Source organism: Prosthecobacter sp. (assembly GCF_014879935.1).
Taxonomy (GTDB): domain Bacteria; phylum Verrucomicrobiota; class Verrucomicrobiia; order Verrucomicrobiales; family Verrucomicrobiaceae; genus Prosthecobacter.
Window position 1 is genome coordinate 23368 of sequence record NZ_JACSRD010000166.1, and the last position, 20387, is coordinate 43754.

A 20387-nucleotide genomic window follows, 5' to 3' on the forward strand; every position below is an offset into this window, starting at 1 on the left:
GGCGTCAGTCCAGACCCCATGACGGTCACTAATGGCGTCCTGCCCCTTGAGGTCGTTTGTGGTGCCGTTCGGCAACGGTCCGCTGCGAAGTGGATCCAGGAAGGAACGGGCCTTCTTGAGACGAGAAGCCGCAGAGTCCAAGTCAAACCTGCCTCAGTTAAGATCAAGCCCCGTGAGATGTTGCCGCAGGATGCGGCGCATTTCCTCGATGGCCTCCGGCCGCTCATGCACGCTGTGATCGGACCGCACGACCAGCTCCGATCGCACACCTTCGAGATGTGAGCTGCTGTAGGGCACAAAGCCGTCGGAGCATTCGGGATCCGTCAGGCTTCGGCCATCCTTGTTTCCAATGATGGAGTGGAGCTGGACACCGCGGCGGAAGGGCAAGCTGGTGGCCACTTTCACGTAAGGCGACTCCGGCGAGAGGTTGTCCACGCTGGTTGGCATGCCGCGGGCGAACAACTCGCCGAGCTTGGGATCCCGCTTGGCAATGCCCTCCAGGATGTCAAAAGCGTTGCCAAAGGTCTCCCCGGGCAGCTTGACGAGCCGGCGGCCGATGTGGGCGAGAGTGCTGTCGGCCAAATAGCTGCCGCGATGGGGAGTCGCGGCGAAAATGACGCGGCTGACACTGGGATTTGGATCAAACTCCATGTAGCCACGCAAGGCGTCGTATTCGGAGCGGGTCAGACCGAGTTTGTCCGGTGTTCCCCCGAGCAGACTCACCCAAAGGCGGTCACCGCTGTCCTGTACCTGTCCCTTGCTGACAAGGCCGCCCATGCTGTGGCCAATGAGCACCATGTGGTGGCAAAGCCTGCCCGTCCCCTGCTGCTCCAGGATCTTGTGCAGGCTGGCCAGGTTTTCACGCAGCTTGGCGGCGCTATAGACAATGGGCACGCCCGAAGGATAGCGGAACGTGTAAACTTGGTAGTGTTTTTGAAGCACGATGTCACTGCTCAGTTCGTTGATGACGTTTTCCCATGTCGCCGGTCGTGACATGAGACCGTGCACAAACACCACCGGGATGCGTTCCGCAGATGGGCGCTCCAGGGCGATGAGACCGAGCTTGCTCATGTAGTCGCTGCTGCGCAGAAGCGCCTTGATCCCGCCCATTTGAATCTCCTTGTGGGAGAGGAGCAGCTCTCCGTAGGCGGAGAGATCGGCAGCCAGAGGCTGGCGTCGCCCTGCGAGCGTGACCTTCTCCAGCCCGCGTGAATCGTGCAGCACCAACGAGGCGACACGCGGCCCCTTCCCAGAGCGTCGGAATTCAATCGTCGCAGTGACGGAGGAGAAATAGCCACCTTCGGTCATGAACGGCTCAGCGCCTTTGCGCTCAGCAGAGTAGCTCCAGTGAGCCACAAGGGGCACTCCGACACCTTCACGCACCACCCGGCTTCTGAGACGTTTGCTCTTGATGACACGGGCAGGAACCAGCTCGTCGAAACGCAGGTTGGCCGGCCACGAAGGCTGAAGACGATAGGAATTGCCCGCCAACATGCTGCTGGAGCGGTTCTTTTCATCGCTGCGTTCGAACCAAAGGGCGACAGCCCTCTCGACCGCCTCGTTGTAGTCGTGCCTGGCCTCCCTGGTCGCGAGACCGCCAGTGCTGGCCTTTTCAGCATCGGCCAGCGCCAGTTCGAGCGCGGCGGCACCTGTGCCGCCAGAAGAACGACGGCCTGTGCTTGTGGTCGTGCATGCGTCCAGGCAAAGCGCTATGCACAGGACGAGGAGGTGGATCCAGGCGCGTGTCATGGTGATCTGGAATGCTGGGGTGAACCGTGCCTTAATTCAGCGGCCCTTTGAGCAGCTTGTCCTGCACCCGGAAGCCGCGGGCCTCGAGTTCCTGACGCAAGCCGGGTGACATCACCCCGGTGAGAACGACGATGAGCGATGACGGCTTGGCACCGTCCACCCTCATCGCCTGCACAGCCTCGGCAAAGCGCTTCGAACGCGGCGACCACATGGCGTAATCCCAGTGCAAGGCGACGACAAGGCCGCCATCTGCCCCGATGCAGACCGGCATGCCGTTCACCAGCGCAATGCGGTCCACCGGGATGCCGTGGATGTGAGCATGGGAGATGAGAAGCGTCGTCTGTTGATAGAAGACAGCGTCCGCCTCATTCTCACACATGCTTGTGGCGTCACGGAGCAGGATCTCGCGCCCTTTGACGCCAGTCATTTTCTCGAGCGAGCTGACGAAATGCGTCTGATGCCAGGGGGAAAACGCCTTGGTGGCGAGAAAGGCCTTCGCGGCATCCTCGCTGATGCCCAGATTGCGCAGGCGGGAAAGATTCAGCGCCTGGAGATCGGAGGGGCTTTGATCATAAACCATCTGGGTGGTGGTATCGACGGTGTTGAGAGCGCTCAGGGCAGCTCCGGCTGCGCCACTGATGGGCATGGTGGCCGCTTTGACGGTCATGCGACCGGCAAACATCACCCAGGCCACGCGGTCGAGCTCATCCTGAAGAAGCTCGTTCGTGCTGTAAGGGCTCACGCCGAGTTCGGCGCAGAGCTGGCGTTTCGTGCTCGAAACACCGGCCGCGGCCTTCAACATGCCGTCCTGGCCGTTCGCCCTTTCTTCACCAGTAACCACCTGCTTCGCGCCGCGACCGACACGGCCGAGAAACTTGCCGACGCCCTGCATGGTGGAGGTGAGAGTTTCCGCCGGATCGCTGATCAGATGATCCGCCGCCTGCAACGGAGCCATGGCAGCCTGTTTCACGCCTTCCGCAAACTCCTGGGTGTTGGACATTTCACGCAGTCTGACGAGGGCGAAGATCTCCTTGACGCGGTCGTGCAGCATCTGATTTCCATGGGCGATGAAGAGCCCAAAGTCCGAGTCGATCACAAAATGATTCGATCCCTGGTCCGGAATGACATCCTCCCTGACGCGATGGAAGGGACTGGAGAGATAAACGGGCTGAAGGATCTCGGAAGCTTTCAGCACCGGCGGCTTTTCATACCCGGAAGCGGCGGCAGATGCTGTTTGAGCCAGGAGACCGTCCGCAGTGCAAAAGACTGCGGCGACAAGAGGGAGAAAGAGGGAGGTACGCATGACAGGCCGCATGGTGAAGATTCCCGCGAGCCTCTGCTATTGGCCTTTGGTCCTACAGGATGGTTCAAAAGGCAAAACTGGCACGCACGCCGCCGATGATGATCCAGTCGGCATGACCGCCGACGCCATCACCGGCGACGAACTGAACATCCGGAGTGATGTGAAGCGTCTTGCTGATTTGACGACGGTAGAAAACCTCAACCACGCTCTCCCAGCCGTTCGAATCAGCGGACGAACTGCCTGCGGCGATGGAAAGCCCGAGGCGATCGGACTTGCGCAGGTCGAACGCCACGCCAGCCACAGCGAAGTGATCCGTCACCGCAGCCTCGCCATCAGCCCAGGCATAGCGAAAGAAACTGTGGGTGCGACCCGCCAGTTGTTGCTCAAGGGTCAGGCTCACACCCCGGCCAGGCTGGAGGTTGAACTCCGGCATCGCATCCGAATTCCAAGCCAGCAACTGGACCCGGGCGGGCCGGCATTCCCAGCCTTTGAAATTGTAGCCGAGCTGAGCCGCGGTGAACAACGCGCCCCCTCGAAACTTCCATTCGGCAGATTCGCTCAGATTGGTGGAGTCGAGGTGTGAGGCCGCCAGCGTGACATCCCAGCCCGCGCGGCTCTCCCATCGAACAACGGCACCGAGATCCGAACCTGGAAAACCCACCGCCGGACTGGATGAGAAGGCTTGATTCATGAACGAGCGCTTGGCGCTGCGCATTTGATGCCCGTCGAGCAGGTCATCGATGGTCATCTGGCCATAACGGAGCGTCAGCCGTTGATCGAAAAACTTGTCCTCCAAAAAAATTTCCGGCACTTGGAATCCTGCATTCGTGAAACCATCGACATGACCCCAGAGCGCGCCAGTCTCTTTGCGGAGCTGGGAGGGCGCAAGATCGCTGTAGGCATGACGATGCCGCACCCGCAGGTTGAGGGACAGGGGCGCCTTGCTGGCATCCGGATTGATCTGCCACCGCAGGTTCAACGTGCCATCTCCTGATGACGCGCCCCAGCCGTCGTTGCGTCCCACGGCGCCAATCGCCAGCGAGTCGTAGCTGAGCGCGATGTCCAGACGCAGCGCCTCCATCCAGGCAGTGCGTCGTTGCTGCCACTGCTCCCTTGAATGACTCCAATCGTGATCACGAATGGCGATGGTGGCGGCGATGCCGTCCTCATTGCGTTTCACGCCGCCCGAAACTGCCTGCTCGGCCGGCGCCGGGGACGCAAGGCAGGCGAATGCTGTGAGCAGGCATGAGGAAAGCCGTTTCATGCTTCAGAGATTGTGCGCTGCGAATTTTCGCCCGTTTCCTCACGGCCGTTCCAATAGCTTTCGTGCCTGGCGAGGAGCCTGGCCGAGCCCACCCCCCACTGCTGCAGCGCGTTGGCGACAGATGAGATGCGGACATGCAATGGGCTGACCAGTTCCCTCGGGACGATCTTCACCGAGCCGGAGCCTGGATTGGGGGTGCCGGGCATGAAAATGGTGAGTCTGCCATCGCCATGATCCTCGGTGATGAAGACAAACGATTCGACGCCGTCGCGCGTCTTCAACATGCCAGGTCTGACCACGCTTTCGCTCTCCACGCAGGCCAGCCCCCCGATGACGGCTCTCAAGGCGGAATAGCCGGGAACACGAAACAGCAGCGTTCGCTCGACCCAGGTGCCAACCACCCTTCCGCGGCGTGAGATCATGATCAAACCGAGCACAAATGACAGCCCCACCATGATCAGCACGGCGTAGATCATCGGGAACTCCGCCACCACCGAATCGTGGCCGGCGAATGTCTCCATGAGAGCCTGCGCTCCAGAGCGCACGGAGACCGCGATCTTCGTCACAAGGACGAACAGCACCACCACCGGCAGCAAGACAAACAACCCGCCGAGGGTGGTGGCTTTGAGAAAGGCGGCGATTCGTTTCATGGAGGCGGCCGGCGTCGCAGCCCGTTCAGCTCATGGAGACCAGGTGTCCCGCCGAATGGACCGCCGGCAGCCACGCGAGCACGAAGATCAGCATGTCGGGAATGAAGAGGGTTTTCATGGCTGGTGGACCGAATGTGAAACTTAGCGGCGGCCGCCACGTGAACGTGTCGCACCACCACCAGAGCGTGAAGCACCGGATGTCGAACGCGAGGCAGCGCTGGAGCGGGAGCGGGAGTAGGCGTCCCGATTGAGCTGCGAGGGCGTGGACTGGCGGTTCTGGTAACTGCCGCGGTTGAGATTCCCCGCTCCAGATCGGCCCGCAGGCTGTGTCGTCGGGCGTGTGGACGGCCGCGTTGAAGGCTGAACCGGCCGTGTGCTGGGTTGTGTGGGTCGGGTCGTTGGTGGTGCAGGACGAGTGCTCGGCTGAGCAGGACGCGTCACGGGTTGTTCGGGCTTGGTCGGACGCGTGCCTGGCTGCTGCACAGGCAGCGTGGTGGGACGCTCGGGGCGGGAGGAGGATGGAGGCGTGCGCGGGGGGTTAGGGGGATTGTTTGCCGGCACATTGGGCGCATTGTGCCAGCCGCCATCGGAGCGTGAGTGCCAACCGTTCTCGTCCTTCTTGTAGATGTTGCCGTCCTTGCCGACATAGACGTCTCCACCCGCTGTTTTGGTGATGAAGGCGTCGGAGCCGTATTTGCGGTTCACGCCGACCGCCACGCCGCCGCGGGATGTTTGCACGCCGCCCACTGTGCCCCGGGCGTTCGAGTGATGACCGGCACGCACCCACTCGTCATCACGCACGACTGCCGAGCGGCCCCAGGAGCCGTAGGGTGTCTGAACGGACACACGACCTGCGGCAGTGTTCGTCCATGGATTGTAAGCGGTGCGGGCGGTCACGGCACCGCGGGGTCCATACGCATAGGCGCCGCGAGAATAAATGACGGTGACTGGATTGTAGGCCGCTCCAAAGCCCGCGCCGCCGTACGGACCGTAGTAGCGGGCGCCGCAGCGGTAGTAGCCATGGCCGTGATGGTAAACCGCGCCACAACCGTAGCCATACCAATACGGGCTCGGATAATAGTGATGGTGCCAGTGATCATCGTCGTCCGCCAGCGCATGACCGAGCCACATGCCAAGTCCGAAGACCACGAGACCACGGGCGACATAAGCGCCGGAGTAACCGGAGGTCGCTCCGACTTGCACGGTCGTCGGCGTGGAATTGTACACATGGACATGTGTCACATTGTACTTCGGACTCTGCGGCGGAATGCTGTAGATGGGCGCAGGCACGTTGTCACAAACGATCCATGCGCCGCCGGCGGCTGGTGCCTGGAACCACACGCCTTGATGGCAGCAATAATACATGCCGTTCACCAGGAACACGTCATAGGACGTGTTTGTGGCATACTGCACACCGGTGGCACCTGGGATGGCTTTGAACTTTGGCTGGCCCTCGTAGGCGACCTGTACGGTCGTGCTGGAGCGGTCCACAGTGGCCGTCTGCGGGATGGAGGCGAGGATCACCGCCTCGTCTGCCTCGGGCGTCCCGGGCACGGAGGCCAGGACGTGCGCCTTCGGGTGTGCTTCGGGAATGCGGGCAAAGTCTGCCGGCAGCGTGTCCATGGCGGAAGCCCAGGGCCCTTCAAGGTTCGAGGCGCTGAACCAGCGACCTGCTGTGAGCAGGAAGTAGTTTTTGCCGGCAGGATGCAGGAACAGGTCGCTCTCTGTGTTCGCCACATACATCAGAGAGGTGCCTGAAATCGGCACCAACTGCGGTTTGCCAGTCGTGACGATGATCTCCGAGGGACGGTTTGCGGCAAAAACACGCGGTGCAGGCGTGCTGTCAGCCGGAAGATCGATCTTCGCCTTCACTTCGGACCAGTTGGCATCGTCGGGCAGCTTTTTAAAGGATGCGGGCACGGCCTTGGCAGTCTTCCACGGGCCTTGGATGACATCCTGGGTCACGAGCCACTGGTTCTCCGTCAGCAGGTAGTATTGTCCCTCGTTGAAGAGCACGTCCCAGTTTGTATTCACAGCAAACATGAGGGACGGATCATCTTCGTTCACCGCCTCCAGCTTCGGCTCGCCGATGAAGGTCACAAGCACGGCTGGCGAGTCGCTGTAGAAGATGGGCGGCGGCTCGAAACTCACCGCAGTGTCCGCCGTGGTGACGTCATCACGGTTCAACGCGGCTGTCACAGCGGCCAGTGGCATTTCCAAGGGTGTCTCAGGCTTCAATACGGAGCGCACCAACGCCTCGGCTTTGGCGGTGCCGGCGGCATCGAGCTCGGGAAAACGAAACTGGGTGAACTCCCGCTTGCCGACACGCACCGTGTCGTGATCCAGGTCTGTCACAGTTTCCGCATCAATGGCGACGGCACCGAAAGTGGCCTCCTTGCTGCCCTCCAGCTTCACCCCGATGGCAGACGTACCCTTCAAATGGCGGAAATCCTGCCATTCAAGGATCTGCGGCATGTAGATGGCCACCTCCGCACCACCGATTTGATAAACACGCGGCCAGGACTCGGGATCGAGGACGCCTGTGTCCTCCGCCACGGCCATGGACATGGACAAGCTGCCCACAACCGCGAAGAACGCGGTGCGAAGCACACGGATGCTGGAATTGATCTTCATGATGCTCAGAGAGAAGGGAGAAGTGGGGAGGGAGGTGCCAGGCCGCGTCTTACCAAGGTTTCAGCGTGACCGGCTTGGCGCGCTTCACGACATGGCTGGGCGGTGTGTTGATGAATTCAGCAAACTCCGAGGCCCAGTCCGCGATGTTTGTTTCCGCCCCGTGATACCAGGAATAGTTGCCCAGATTGACTGGAGCCGTCTTGTCCGCACGCCTGTCTTTGAATGTGGCGACGAGGCTGTTGCTGGCACCATCCCGCGCGCGGCCTTCGATGGCGATGCTGCCGCGTCCAGCCACAGAGAGAAAGCCCGCCCCCGGAACGGCAAAGCCGGCGGCAGTCGCCGCAGCATTCCAATAGGCCTTGGACGGCACCAGTTCGACCAGTGCCAGCTCGATGACCAGCACTCCGGGCCCGGGAGAAGTGGCGAGTCGCATCTTGTGGGATGGATGATTGCTGGCGGCAGCCATGAACTGCTGCCGCATGCGCGTGGCGATGGCCCGGGCATCTTCCGATAGAGACTGCTGGCGCATCGGCGTCTGCTGCTGCCACCAGCTCTGCTCGGCCATGAAACGGGTGTTCACTGGAGCAAAGTACACGGCATTGAATTGCTCACTGACCGGCTTGCCACGATGGGAGTCTGCCACCCAGGCCTGCTGAAGAAACGCGGCACGCGTGGGGGCCGATCCAGTGGTTTTCGGATTGAAGCCGGAATCGGCCGCAGGCGCGGGCTCAAGCAACTGGCAGGATGTCATGGCAGTCGCCATCAAAGCGGCGGACAAACAAGGAAAAAGACGGATTGGGATCATGGTGGTGATGAAATCAGGGATGAGTTCGGTGTGAGGAGGCACTTATGTCATGCGATGGATGCTCCGCCTATTGGACCTAAGGCCAACACGTGCTGCGGCATGCCATCCGGGGGGCTCAGGTTCATCGCGGGCCGTTTTCAAAACCCGGCCGTCCCGCACGAATGAGACGAGAGAACTCGGGGGAGGTGCCCGCCGCCTTCGCGGCTGAATTGATGAGCGCTTTTTCACGCAGCGCGGCAAAAGGCAGGCCGCCGGTCTCGATGTGGCCGCGCTCGTAGAGCAGGCTGTCCGCCTTGCCATTGACAAGGATGCGCCAGTCCCACGGGAGACGTTTCCCGGCAGGGTGCTGGCCGCGAATGGCCGTGGTGCAGTTGGTGGTGACCGCGTTGTACCAGCGTGGCTGCTCACGCAACTGGTTCAACGTCCTCAGATATTCGATGAAACGCTCGCGGGCACGCTCGGGCGTGAGGCGTGTGCGATAGAGGTACGATTCCTCCCCCGGACGAATGCTGGTGCGCAGGCGGATGACATCCCGCTCGTCCGCGGCGACAACATACAGCTCGAACTGCCGGTAAATGCCGCCGATGGCGGAATACTTTTCTCCGACCTCCTTGCGGGTCTCGATGGAAAAACACAGGGGTGGCGCATCAGCGAATTGAAAGCTGACGATGGGATGTGCCATCCAGGGCGAGCCCCAGTAGTTGATGAACATGTCCACGCCGGTGATCTGCGAGAGGCGGATCGTGCGTGTCTCCCAGCGCGGCGTGAAATCCGTCGCAGTGCGGTATTCGAACTGCCGGACATTGTAAACCGTGACTTCATCGCCAAGGATTGCGGCCCAAGGCATCTCCGCCACGTCCGGCTGCCAGTCACGGTCGGCACGCGGGGTCAGTGTGAGCCACCAGGCAAGCACCACGCCGCACAATGCAAAAGCCCAGGCGGTCTGTTTGCAGAAGCCCCGTGGCAGAAACAAGGCCATCACCACACCCACGACGAAGGATCCTGCGATGACATCGCGAAACACCGGGAAATCAAAGTGCAGCGCGCCAAAAGCCCATGCGGCGGCGAGCAACAGCAAAAGCCAGACAAGGCACCTTCCCAGTTTCTTCCCAACTCGAACGACGAGCTTCATGGATCGTGTGGTGTGAAAACAACGAAGGAAACGGAGACCCGGCCTCGCGGCCAGATGTCCCCGTTTCCTCTGGTGAATGGTTTACTTCTGTTCGGCGTGAATGTCCTTCTCGCCAACGCCTTCGTCGGTGATGGAGTGGCCGTGAACCGGCTCGGCGGCGGGCTTTTTGCCATCGGGAGAGGCCATGTTCGGCTTGCCGTGGGCCAGACCGACGCTGGCGACGTACATCAGCGCGAGCGGTTTGGCGGACTCCTTGCCGAGTTCGTTCAGGCGGGCCTGCATGGAGTGGATTCTGAGCGGATGCTTCGAAGCCACGTTATTTTGCTCATAGGGATCGTCAGCGAGGTTGTAGAGATCGACGCTGGTGGGGATCAAGGTGCGCCAGATCATCTTCCAGTCACCCTGGCGCACGGCGCCGCGGAAGGGCTCGACGTTATAGACGAGCTCGGTGCGGGGAGAGTTCCTGCCCTTGGCGATGGTGTCCCAGACGTTGACGCCATCGAGCGGCTTGCACTTGGCGGTGGAGGCACCGGCGAGCGAGGCGAGCGTCGGATAGAGGTCCACAGCGTGGATGATGCCGTCCACCGTCTGCGGCTTGATGTGGCCGGGCCAGTTGGCGCAGGCTGCGACACGGCTGCCGCCTTCAAAGAGGGAGCCTTTGCCATCGCGATACGGACCGTTGTCGCAGGGCAGCTTGAGCTTGGAAAGATCAGTCATCTGGCCGGCGAACATGGCGTTCTTGGTTCCGCCGTTGTCGCTGTGGAAGATGATGAGGGTGTTTTCACGCATGCCTTTCTTTTCGAGGGTGGCGACGACGCGGCCGATCTCGTCATCCATGCAGGTGACCATGCCTGCGTAGATGCGGCGGGTGGGCTCCTCGATGTCCTTGTAGCGGTCGATGTAATCCTGTGGGGCCTGGTAGGGCGTGTGCGGCGCGTTGAAGGTGAGGTAGAGGTAGAAGGGCTTGTCGGCGCTCTGCTCGTTGAGGTACTTCACCGCGTCGTTGCCGATGAGCTGCGTGGTGTAGCCTTCCTCTTTCACAGGCTGGTTGTTGCGGAACCAGTCGAGCACGCCGGCATCGCTGTGCGTGTAGTAGTCCAGCTCGCCGATCATGGCACCGTATTGGTAGTCAAAGCCGCGCTGTTTCGGCCAGTATTTGATGTCGGCGTGGCCGAGGTGCCATTTGCCGATGATGGCGGTGGAGTAACCGGCGTCCTTGAGGCACTGAGGCAGCAAGTACTCGCTGGTGTCGAGGCCGTAGCCGGCTGGTCCGGGAATGACGATGGTCTGCAGGCCATAGCGGAAGGGATAACGGCCGGTCATCAAAGCGGCCCGTGTGGGAGTACACATGGACTGGGTGTAGAACTGGGTGAACTTGGCTCCTCCGGCGGCCAGCGCGTCGATGTGAGGCGTCTTGATGTCAGTGGCGCCGTTGAATCCGACGTCCTTCCACCCAAGATCATCCGAGACGATGTGTACGATGTTGGGTTTGGACGCGGCCTGCGTTGTCGAGAGGGCGGTGAGCGCCATGCCAACGGCGAGCACCAGGAGTTTGACGGTGTGTTTCATGATGGTGTGTGTTTAGTGAAGTGAGTGCGGTGATGTCCGGCGCCCCTTGTTTCAGACATCAGGGGTTGGGGTGGATGCGGGTGATCTTGGAGCCTTGAAGGCCGAGCCCGCCCATGAGGCCCTGCTGGTTGAAAAAGACGGCGTAGATGCCCTTGTTGATCGTGGTGGTGCTCAGCGATCCCGCCATGCCCTGATCGAGCACCACGAGGCTCGGAGCGCTGCCGATCTCCCAACCGTCCCTCTGGTCGATGGAGCGGAGGGCGGCCTCATCCATGAAGAAGAGCGCATAACCGTAGCTTTGGATGCCCGCTTGCATGCCATAGGAGAGCCCCGCGGTCTGGTAGAACGCGCTTGTCGATCCGCCACGGATGAGCGCCCCGTTTCCGGCCATGCCGCCCACCATGAAGCCGCCTTTGATGATCTTGGGGAAGACCATGACGGCCCTGGCCTGCGAGCCCAGCGCTCGCGCCTTGGGATTGGTGCCATAGAGCCAGCGCAGGGCGGCGTGCGACTCATGCGAGATCTCGCGTCCGCTGCTGCTCAACGCACTGGGCCTCTGATTGCTGGCGCAACCGCTGGTCAACAAGCTGGCAGCGATGGCAAAAGCGGTGAACGCGATGGTTTGAAAAGAATGTTTCATGGAGTCGGTCCTCTGGATGGTTCGGGTTAAAACTTCTTGGCAATGTTCAAACCGAACGAGTGTCCCTGGAACCGGTCGCGTGAGGCATACTCGTACATGCCGCGGAAGTTGATCGACAGCATCCAAGGCACGTAGGTCAGGCCCAACTGGCCGCCGACGGCATGAACTGAATCATGCACATTCGGGTTCTTGGCGTGGCTGCCTTTGTCATCCGACACCTGCCAGCTGCTGTAGCCGGTGGGACCGATTTCCATGAGAAGCTTTTGGTCAGACGTCAGCGGCAGGAACTGGCTGACGCCCCAGTTAAAGGTGAGGTTGCTGCCAGGCGTGTAGTCGAAGTCCCGCTTCTTGCCGTGGAGCTCATAGGTCAACGCCACAGCCACGGCCATGCGTTTGTCTTCCCAAGGATACCAGGTGGCCGCCGTCTGGAGCTGATTGGTCCAGAAACCGTAGCCAAGGTTGTCCGCAGCCTCCGTCTGGAACGAGCCAACGACGGGCAGGGTCACCGTTTCAGTGTCATAGCGACCGATGGGCGCGTAGAACCCATAGCCGAAGGCAAAATCGAAATGCTTCCTGGTCCAGCCAAGCCAAAGCGGCTGTACAAACAAGTCACCCAGGCCGAAATCTGAGCGGCCGCTCACTGAGGCGCCGCGCTCACGCAAAGTGGTCAGCGAGGCGGAAATGGTGGATGTGGCAAACGATGGCGCGATGTAAGCGGCATACTTTGCGCCGAAGATCTTGTAGTCCGAGACCCAGATGAACATGGGGGAGAGGGCATAGATGTCCACTTTGATGTCAGGCGTGAGTGTCAGTCCGGGTCCAGGTCCGGGGCTGATGGTCAGAGTGGTCACTTTGTTCCCACCGCTGTCATTCAGGCGGTCGGCGGAGTACCAGTAGTTCAGCATCGCACCATAGAACCCCGGTTCAGGCACCGCAAAGTCACGGATGTTCGGAAGCGCTGGCGCAAAGTGGCCGATCTCAGCCTGTGCAGGATGAGTGCCAAAGGCCAGCATGCCAAGCAGCAGGCTGGCGAGGAGGTTTTGTTTCCGGAGTGTCTTCATGGGATCGGGATGTCGGCTATTTGAGTTTGTGGTTTGATGGAGGAAAGCGGACTGGAGTCCTGCGGTTCGTTGAGCGCCCAATGGATGGCGTCCAGCAGCGCCTGTGTGTCCACAGGCTTGCGGAAATAGGCCTCGGCACCTGCCTCGTGTGCCGCGCTGCGTGATTCAGTCGTGTCGTGCGCGGTGAGAAAAATGAGCGGCAGCTTCGAATGACGCGCATTAAGCGCGTGCTTGAGATCCAGGCCGCTGAGACCTGGCAGGGTCATGTCCGCAACGATGCAGCCGGACTTCACAACGGTTTTGCAGGCAAGAAACTCATCCGCAGACTCAAAGGCCAGATAATCCAGCCCGGCGGACGTCATCACACGCCCCAGCGCCCGGCGAACGCTCGCGTCGTCATCGATCAAAAAAATGGTGGGCCGTTTGGTGGGCATTTGCAGCGCCACTCTGCCCGGAACGAAAAAGCGCCGCTATTGGACCTTGGGCCAACAAAGGCCCGGGATCACGCCTTCCGCTCCGCCGCCTTTGCCGGGGCGAAGTTCACCACCGCGCAGACGCGGACGAGCTCGGCCACGGAGGAGACCTGCATCTTTTCCAGCACCCGGGCGCGATGCACCTTCACCGTCTTCTCCACAATGTTGAGCTCGGCGGCAATCTGCTTGTTCAACGCACCGGTGATGATCCAGGCCATGACTTCGATCTCCCGCTCGGTGAGATCGTTCACGCGGGCGAGGATCGCGCTCGCACGGTGATCAGCCACCATCGATGCGCGATGCTTGCGCAGCGCCTCTTCGATGGCATGCAGCAGCTCGGTCGTGTCAAAAGGCTTGGTCAGGAAGGTCACCGCGCCCTGCCGCATGGCCTGCACTGTGGAGGGAATGTCCCCGTTTCCACTGATGAAGATGACCGGACAGGCAGCCGGGCTGTCGCAAAGACGCTTTTGCAGTTCGATGCCGCTGAGACCGGGCATGTGCAGGTCCACTACGGCGCAGGCAGGCCTTGTCAGCGGATCGGTCTGCAAACGCAGAAACTCCTCCGCGGATCCGAACGTCTCCGCGCGCAATCCCGCCTGACGCACCAGACGTGCCAGACTGCGGCAGACGGAAAAGTCGTCATCCACGATGAAGACGGTGGCGGGTTCAGGACTCATCGGCAGGATGGCACTCTTTGGCGGCACCCGTTTTGCTCGCAAGCGGCATTTTCGCCAGATGTCATCGGTGAACCAGCTCACTCTCGAATGGCCGGCAGCGAGATGTGAAACGCCGCGCCGCCTCCAGGCAGGTTTCCGCCCGTAAGGTCTCCCTCAAAGTTCTTGATGATACCCATGCTGATGGCGAGTCCGAGGCCCAATCCTCCCGGCTTTGACGTTGCGAAGGCCTCGAAAAGGCGGGTCAGCATTTCCGGAGCGATTCCAGGCCCGTTGTCTGAAACGCTGATGATGACGCGGCCATCCCGGTGCTCCGTGCTGATGCGGACCTGGCCCAGGCTGTTACCTGCCGCCTTGATCGCATCGAGGCTGTTGAGGACAAGATTGATGAGGACCTGCTGGATCTCCACGCGCCCCGCCATCACATCCGGAAGCGATTCCGCCAGCACGAGCGTGACCTTGGCTTTTCTAACGACGATTTCACTATGCAAAAGGCTGCACACCTGGTTGACCGCCTCATGGATGTTCACGGGCTGCATCTCGACGAGCGACTCTTTTTTAAACATGGCACGCATGCCGTGGATGATGCTGCCGGCCCGTTTGGCGTCCGAAGTGATGTCCTCCAGGATGGACGCCAGTTCGTTCAAGTCAGGATCCGGCGAGTCGAACATGCCGCGTCCGACCTGGGAGTTGCTCAACATCGCGGCCAAGGGTTGGTTCAGTTCATGAGCGATGGTACCGGCGAGCTCGCCCAGCATGCTGACGCGGGAAAGATGCGTGAGATCCTGACGCTTCTGCATGAGCTCCTGTTCGGAACGTTTTTTCTCGCTGATGTCCATCGAAACACCGCGCAACAGCAGTGCACGGCCTTTGGCATCCCGTTCGAGCCGCCCTGAGGCTGCAACCCAGCGCTCTTTCCCATCTGGCACCACGACGCGGTATTCGGCGGAAAACAGGCCTGCTCCAGACATCGTCTTGTCCACCTCCACAGCCACCATGTCACGATCCTCTGGATGCAGCGTGGCCACAAAACGTTGGAAGTCGATTTCCTCGTCCTGGCCGACGCCATAGATCCGGCGGCCTTCATTCGACACCCAGATCAAATTGGTCCGCAGGTCCCATTCCCACAGTGCCAGTTGTGCGGCGGTGGCGGCCAGTGCCAAACGCTTTTCGCTTTCGGCAAGACTGTGGGACAACTGCGCCGCCCGAAGCACGTCCCGGCTCAGTTCAAAGCCCATGGCGAGCATCAATACCGTGAAAAACGGCGTCACCATCACTGGGACGGAGATGACCTGCCGGACCACCAGCGAGGCCTGCACAAGCCCTGGGACAAAGATCAGCAAAATGCCACCACCAATCATCGCCACCCGCCGCCGTCCCTCCGCGTCGCCTTTTCGCCAAAGTCTGACCGAAGCATCTGCCACGTAACCCATCCAGATGACAGCTCCGAGATGCTCCACCCACATCCAGCGGCCCGGCACCCCCACCGGCAGTGAAACGGCTTCTCCAAGCAGCGTCACGGTCCTCAATCCTTCGATTGAGTCGAAGAACAATCCCTGCGGGCAGGCCAGATTCACCACGATGGCACCCAACCGGCTGGTCAGTGCAAGAATCAGAAGCCAGCGCCTGCCGGTGCCCATGTGTGAATGCACCAGCATCAACATGGCTGCCGTCATGAGTGCGATCGGCAGCAGGGCCCAACGCGCAGCCTCGCCATAGGCGGCAGCCGTTGAGGCACGCATCATCGCCATGTCGAAAAATGGATAGGTGCACATGCACACGGCGGCCACAGCGAACCAAAGCTCCGCGCGCACCTTCCGGTCCGAGAACCAGACCGTCCCATGGATCCCCCCCAAGGACAGCGAAATCGCTGCCGCCATGGACCAAAGTATGGTGATCAGATTCACGACGGCTCTTCAAGCATCAACGGTTGGACGAAACAATCAGATTCTTGTCTTCGGGCGCGTTCACTCGAAGAGCTTGAACTGCATGCCGAGCTGGATGCGGTGTGCGCCACCCTCGCTGCCATCACGCGTCCTCTTCGATCCATGGAGATACGCCAGGCCGACGTGAAACCGTTTTGAAGGCGCCCAGATCAGATTCACCTCGGAGTACAACGTTCGGTCATAGGCTTTCGGCCCCTGTTCGCCCGCCGTTTCCATGTCGATGCAGCCAAGACTGAATTCGGAGCGCCAGCGTTCGCTCCAGAAGTGGCGATAGCCGACATGACCACCCCATCCGGACAGCGTGTTGAGGTGTCCTGCAGCATCCACCACAGCGCCACTGCCGGCGGGCAGATCCTGCATGTAGCGACCGATGCCGTCTCCAAACGTCAATCCCGCCACCACGCTGTCCCTCTTCGTTGTGTGAAGGACGCCGGAGATGTTCGCTCCCCAGGCAAACGCGGAGTCACCCGTGCCTGTCGATCCCTCCCAGGCCAGGGAACGCGCCACACCACCCACCTGCACATGCCCCGCAGCGCCTTCCAGACGCCAGTGACCGGTGAAGTCCGGCATCGGGGTGCGCGTCGTGGCTCCGGCGGGAAGCGCTCCAATGTCGCTCTTCGGCTGCTCCACAGCCAGAGCCACATGCATGTGACCGGCAACCGGGGAAAAAGTGTGGCGCACCTGCGGCTGACGCAGGATGGACTGCACACCCGGACCAGCGAAATCGAGCGTGTCCGGAATGGTGTCCGGATCGAAGAAAGTCGTCCATGTCTGGCCGACGGTGACGTTTGCCACCTGTCCGTAGAAGTGACGCAGATTGCATTCCATGTCCGGGCTGGCGCTGTTCGCGAAGAAATCGTTTTCGTAGAAGTAGCGCACGGCGCCAAACGGCGAAGGCGTGCGTAATTCCACGTTGAACCGGCTCTGCTTCGCATGAAGAGCATACTCCTGCCCCTTGCCATAGTTCGCCTCGCCTTCGACAGGAATGCCGCTGGTGGTGAACTTGTTTGGATTGCCCATCTTGGTGGAGTCCAAGATCGAGTCCACCTTGGCGTAACCACCCAGCTTGATCCATGTGCGGGTCTCTGGGATCTGCATGAAACCTTTGTAACTGGGATCGATCGGCGCATTGCCAGGCCGCGGCGCGGAGACATTGTCGCCCGTGACTGTGTCCCGGTGCCGCATCTTCGACTCCGAATCGCTCAATCGTGGAGCTTCAGATGCCGGGCTGCTGCTCTGGACGAGGCCGGAAGGGGGCCTGGCGTGCCCTGACGCTGCTTGGGTCTGGCCAACGGGATTGGCGACACCGTTCTGGTTCTGGAGTTGGGCAATCTGCCGCTGCATCTGCTGCATCATCACCTCCATCCGCGCCACCGTGGTGCGAAGATGTTCCAATTCAGCGGCCTGGCTTTCAGCGCGGACCCCGGTTGCACTGCCAGCACTCATGAGGGCGATGCACAGCACCTGGATGCGATGGTGACCGCGTTTCATGGCAGGAAACGGACCGTGCGTTCAACGAGAAACCTTGTTCACCGTGGTGCGGCTGCCGATGACACGTCCGTGGAGCGGCTGCACCGGCCGGTTGCTCGGGCTGAGACGGCTTGCAAAGGCTTCCAACTGGGCTGTGCTCGCGGGGACCGGATCACGAAACACCAGCCACTCCACGGACTCCGTGCAAGGCGGCGTCGTCAGTGATCCCATGTAGGTATAGGCCGCCTTGCTGTCCGGCAGGTGGAAGGACAACTCCAGCCGCACTTCGGGAAGGTCTGCCTTCGCCCCTTTCGCAGCAGGCAGGTGCGGGATGATTTTGGCAAGGTTCACGTTTTCTTCGCCTTCCTGGAACAGCGCGGCCACCACGGCGAACCTCCCGTCGGCGCTCTGATGCACGAAATGCATCTCCATCGGAAAGTGACTGCCGTCGATCGTGTGCTCGCTGGGCGTGTGGAAATGAAACTGCTTCAGCGTGTAAACCCCGCGCTCCGTCGTCAGCGTGCTGCCGCCATCCACGCTCACCTGGATCGTATGTCCATTGTCCACGATGTCTGTGACATGCTCGTGATGCGCGATTTTGAGCGACGTGGTCTTGTAGTCGAACTTCCACGACTTCGCATCCCCTGCGGCGCTCTGGGTGATGTTGATGGGGGACTGGTTTTTCCCCTGACCACAGGCCGCATACGCCGGGTTCAAGGTCGGCCAGTATTCCGGGCCGTCCTTGCCTTCATACCCCCAGTGAGCAGGCCGCGCAGCACCGCCGTGAGGGGTGGAGCTTCCCACGGGCTTGTTGCAGGCTGCAAGGATGCCAAGAAGGAAAAGAGCAGGGAGGACAGGGAAGAACGCTTTCACAAGCGCACAGTCTCCGGCCGCCTTGCGGAGCTCAATTGGACCTTAGACCAATGCCTCTGGAAAGCTCAAGTTGCCTGTGGGTGCCAGGTAACCACCGAAACGGGTCACTTCCTCCCGATGCACCACAGGTTCTTGTAACCCCGGATGTACAGACGGCCGTCGCTCACCGCAACGGAGCCGATGATCAGCTCGCCCAGCGAGTTCGTGGAGATCAGTTCGAAAGTCGGACCGGCCTTGAAGACAAAGCAGTCGCCTCCCTGGTTCGCGGCATAGCATTTGCCATCAGCACTGAGAACCAAGGAGGACCAGTTTTTCGCCGTGGGTCCGGGGCCTTTGAGGCGCTCGTTGTAAACCAGCTTCCCCGTCTTCACGTCCCGGCATTCGACGATGCCGCCGTCTGTCAGGATGTAATGACGCCCTTCATGAATCACGCCGCTGCCAATGCGCTGCTGCACGCGGGGTTCATGCCAGACGCGGTTTTTCTCCGTCACATCACCACTGCCGCCCAGTTTCACGGCCATCGCTGCTCCACCGTAGCCACACATGAAAATGCCCATGTCATCCGCGTAGAGCGGCGAATTGTACACCAGCGGCGTCAGTCCGCCGCACGTCCACAGCTCCTTGCCGCTCATCGGGTCAAAGGCGCAGGCACGGCCGGGATACGACATCAGCAGCTCATAGCGCGAACCGACTTTCCGCAGCAGCGGATCACTCCAGGAGCCGAGCCAGGTCTTGTTTCCCGCCTCGCCGCTCGCACCACCGGGCTCCTTGTGCTGCCAGATCGATTTCCCCGTCTTTTTGTCGAAGCAATGCATCACCGTGTTCTCACCGGGGCCGAAATTCAGGAACACACGGTCTCCGGCGATCACCGGCGAGGTCCCGTTGCCCCAAATGTGGTGCTGTTTGCCCAGATCCGTGCGTTTCCACAGCTCCTTGCCGTTCATGTCGTAGCAAAACACGCCCGCCGAGGCGAAGAACACGATCACACGCTCGCCATTCGTGGCTGGCGACGCGGCGCAATACGGGTTCGTCGCATGCGTCAGCTCCTTCTCCTTGTAGATCGTGCCCGCGTCCCAGAGCTGCTTGCCAGTGTTCTTGTCAAAGCACAGCAGCAGGCGCTTTCCCTCATTCTCGATGGCCTGGGTCAGGAACAGTTTGTCCCCCCACACCACCGGCGTGGAATTCCCCCGGTCCGGCAGCGCCACCTTCCACACCACATTCTCCGTCTGGCTCCACTTCTCCGGCAGATTCGACTCCGAACACGTGCCATCCCCGTTTGCCCCGCGCCACATGGGCCAGTTGTCGGCGAGAGCGGGGAACGGTGCGCAAAGGGCGGAGAGCAGGAGCAGCGGCAGAGTACGTTTCATGGTGTGGTTGGATTGATCGGAAATAGAACGCAGCATTCCGCCCTGAGATGTCACCGCATTACGGCGTCACCGGAGGTGACGGCGCCCCGAATGGATCATCCCTGCTCGCGGGCACTGGGAGCGGTGATTCTGTCTTCACCGGCCAGAGATAATGTGACGCGACATTCAAACGCTGCGAGCGGCGCTCCGCGATGCGTTCGCGCAGGCGCTCGACGAGCGGCGGAGGCGGGCGTGAAGACGAGGGCGTAATAGCGTGAGAGTGGTCTTCATCGCGGGATGAAATGCACGAAGCGGGCGGTTGGTTACGCGAAATTTTCCGCTGAATCACTTCGCCGGCACTTCCAGCACCTGCTTGTCCGCGAGAAGGTGTTCGCGTAGTACCGAATAGTCCACGCTTTGCACCGGTGTGTCCGCATTCATCGCCATCACGGCGGCGGTGGCGGCGGATTGGGCGGCGACCATGAAGGTGAACTCGACGCGATACGCGCCGTAGGCCACGTAGCTTGATGACGGGCATGTCGGGCTGAGGAGATTGGTGCATTCGGCGGCTTTCGGCACGAGGCAGCGATACGGGATGCCGCAGGGGATCCAGTCGGGCTCTTTCGACACGTTGAAGACCGCGCCTTCATTCCACACGCGGCCGTCTTTGACGAGGCAGCGGGCGCTGTGGAAGTCCGGCGGCCACCAGATGAGGCCCACGCTGTCGTTCACGGGCTCGGGGTTCGCTTTGCGGAGCTGCGCCTCGGTCAAAACGAAGTCGCCGACCATGCGGCGGCC

Annotated in this window: 17 protein-coding genes; all 17 read right to left on the minus strand. The window is 61.1% G+C overall.

Annotated elements, in window-relative coordinates; all coding sequences use genetic code 11:
• Positions 1-153 precede the first annotated feature (153 nt).
• On the minus strand, positions 154-1749 hold the full coding sequence (locus IAE77_RS16780) for an alpha/beta fold hydrolase (RefSeq protein WP_294228711.1): 1596 nt from the start codon (positions 1747-1749) through the stop codon (positions 154-156).
• Between the two features lie 31 nt (positions 1750-1780).
• Complete coding sequence (locus tag IAE77_RS16785) at positions 1781-3052, minus strand: hypothetical protein (RefSeq protein WP_294228715.1); 1272 nt, start codon at positions 3050-3052, stop codon at positions 1781-1783.
• 64 nt (positions 3053-3116) lie between these two features.
• Positions 3117-4316: a carbohydrate porin gene (locus IAE77_RS16790; protein ID WP_294228718.1), complete on the minus strand. Its 1200-nt coding sequence runs from the start codon at positions 4314-4316 to the stop codon at positions 3117-3119.
• Positions 4313-4966 carry a DUF502 domain-containing protein gene (locus IAE77_RS16795; RefSeq protein ID WP_294228721.1) on the minus strand — a complete coding sequence of 218 codons (654 nt, stop codon included), beginning with the start codon at positions 4964-4966 and terminating at the stop codon, positions 4313-4315. Before IAE77_RS16795 ends, IAE77_RS16790 begins: the two co-directional genes overlap by 4 nt.
• Positions 4967-5107: 141 nt before the next feature.
• On the minus strand, positions 5108-7600 hold the full coding sequence (locus IAE77_RS16800) for a hypothetical protein (RefSeq protein WP_294228724.1): 2493 nt from the start codon (positions 7598-7600) through the stop codon (positions 5108-5110).
• A gap of 49 nt (positions 7601-7649) precedes the next feature.
• A complete protein-coding gene (locus tag IAE77_RS16805) occupies positions 7650-8351 on the minus strand; it encodes a DUF3313 family protein (protein ID WP_294228727.1) in 702 nt (233 codons plus the stop codon).
• A gap of 175 nt (positions 8352-8526) precedes the next feature.
• Positions 8527-9537 carry a DUF4105 domain-containing protein gene (locus IAE77_RS16810; RefSeq protein WP_294228730.1) on the minus strand — a complete coding sequence of 337 codons (1011 nt, stop codon included), beginning with the start codon at positions 9535-9537 and terminating at the stop codon, positions 8527-8529.
• Positions 9538-9618: 81 nt separating this feature from the next.
• Positions 9619-11106 carry an arylsulfatase gene (locus tag IAE77_RS16815; RefSeq protein ID WP_294228732.1) on the minus strand — a complete coding sequence of 496 codons (1488 nt, stop codon included), beginning with the start codon at positions 11104-11106 and terminating at the stop codon, positions 9619-9621.
• Between the two features lie 58 nt (positions 11107-11164).
• Positions 11165-11746 (minus strand): YSC84-related protein, encoded by a 582-nt coding sequence (locus IAE77_RS16820; protein ID WP_294228735.1) that lies wholly within the window; start codon positions 11744-11746, stop codon positions 11165-11167.
• A gap of 26 nt (positions 11747-11772) precedes the next feature.
• A complete protein-coding gene (locus IAE77_RS16825) occupies positions 11773-12807 on the minus strand; it encodes a transporter (RefSeq protein ID WP_294228738.1) in 1035 nt (344 codons plus the stop codon).
• Positions 12804-13241 carry a response regulator gene (locus IAE77_RS16830; protein ID WP_294228740.1) on the minus strand — a complete coding sequence of 146 codons (438 nt, stop codon included), beginning with the start codon at positions 13239-13241 and terminating at the stop codon, positions 12804-12806. Before IAE77_RS16830 ends, IAE77_RS16825 begins: the two co-directional genes overlap by 4 nt.
• Before the next feature lie 68 nt (positions 13242-13309).
• The gene (locus tag IAE77_RS16835; RefSeq protein WP_294228743.1) at positions 13310-13957 is read right to left on the minus strand and encodes a response regulator; all 648 of its coding nucleotides are present in this window, start codon (positions 13955-13957) and stop codon (positions 13310-13312) included.
• Positions 13958-14034: 77 nt separating this feature from the next.
• On the minus strand, positions 14035-15861 hold the full coding sequence (locus tag IAE77_RS16840) for an ATP-binding protein (protein ID WP_294228746.1): 1827 nt from the start codon (positions 15859-15861) through the stop codon (positions 14035-14037).
• Positions 15862-15921: 60 nt separating this feature from the next.
• A complete protein-coding gene (locus IAE77_RS16845) occupies positions 15922-17391 on the minus strand; it encodes a DcaP family trimeric outer membrane transporter (protein WP_294228748.1) in 1470 nt (489 codons plus the stop codon).
• A gap of 21 nt (positions 17392-17412) precedes the next feature.
• Complete coding sequence (locus tag IAE77_RS16850) at positions 17413-18174, minus strand: carbonic anhydrase family protein (RefSeq protein ID WP_294228750.1); 762 nt, start codon at positions 18172-18174, stop codon at positions 17413-17415.
• A gap of 173 nt (positions 18175-18347) precedes the next feature.
• On the minus strand, positions 18348-19610 hold the full coding sequence (locus IAE77_RS16855; protein WP_294228754.1) for a PQQ-binding-like beta-propeller repeat protein: 1263 nt from the start codon (positions 19608-19610) through the stop codon (positions 18348-18350).
• A gap of 324 nt (positions 19611-19934) precedes the next feature.
• On the minus strand, positions 19935-20387 hold a 453-nt coding region (locus tag IAE77_RS16860; protein ID WP_294228757.1), incomplete at its 5' end, for an FAD-dependent oxidoreductase.

What these genes read in the sequence shown, in the direction of transcription:
- IAE77_RS16795 (WP_294228721.1), bottom strand. Translation starts at nt 4,966, where the DNA reads ATGAAACGAATCGCCGCCTTTCTCAAAGCCACCACCCTCGGCGGGTTG.
- IAE77_RS16800 (WP_294228724.1), bottom strand. Translation starts at nt 7,600, where the DNA reads ATGAAGATCAATTCCAGCATCCGTGTGCTTCGCACCGCGTTCTTCGCG.
- IAE77_RS16855 (WP_294228754.1), bottom strand. Translation starts at nt 19,610, where the DNA reads ATGAAACGTACTCTGCCGCTGCTCCTGCTCTCCGCCCTTTGCGCACCG.
- IAE77_RS16835 (WP_294228743.1), bottom strand. Translation starts at nt 13,957, where the DNA reads ATGAGTCCTGAACCCGCCACCGTCTTCATCGTGGATGACGACTTTTCC.
- IAE77_RS16830 (WP_294228740.1), bottom strand. Translation starts at nt 13,241, where the DNA reads ATGCCCACCAAACGGCCCACCATTTTTTTGATCGATGACGACGCGAGC.
- IAE77_RS16810 (WP_294228730.1), bottom strand. Translation starts at nt 9,537, where the DNA reads ATGAAGCTCGTCGTTCGAGTTGGGAAGAAACTGGGAAGGTGCCTTGTC.
- IAE77_RS16815 (WP_294228732.1), bottom strand. Translation starts at nt 11,106, where the DNA reads ATGAAACACACCGTCAAACTCCTGGTGCTCGCCGTTGGCATGGCGCTC.
- IAE77_RS16845 (WP_294228748.1), bottom strand. Translation starts at nt 17,391, where the DNA reads ATGAAACGCGGTCACCATCGCATCCAGGTGCTGTGCATCGCCCTCATG.
- IAE77_RS16785 (WP_294228715.1), bottom strand. Translation starts at nt 3,052, where the DNA reads ATGCGTACCTCCCTCTTTCTCCCTCTTGTCGCCGCAGTCTTTTGCACT.
- IAE77_RS16805 (WP_294228727.1), bottom strand. Translation starts at nt 8,351, where the DNA reads ATGACATCCTGCCAGTTGCTTGAGCCCGCGCCTGCGGCCGATTCCGGC.
- IAE77_RS16825 (WP_294228738.1), bottom strand. Translation starts at nt 12,807, where the DNA reads ATGAAGACACTCCGGAAACAAAACCTCCTCGCCAGCCTGCTGCTTGGC.
- IAE77_RS16780 (WP_294228711.1), bottom strand. Translation starts at nt 1,749, where the DNA reads ATGACACGCGCCTGGATCCACCTCCTCGTCCTGTGCATAGCGCTTTGC.
- IAE77_RS16790 (WP_294228718.1), bottom strand. Translation starts at nt 4,316, where the DNA reads ATGAAACGGCTTTCCTCATGCCTGCTCACAGCATTCGCCTGCCTTGCG.
- IAE77_RS16820 (WP_294228735.1), bottom strand. Translation starts at nt 11,746, where the DNA reads ATGAAACATTCTTTTCAAACCATCGCGTTCACCGCTTTTGCCATCGCT.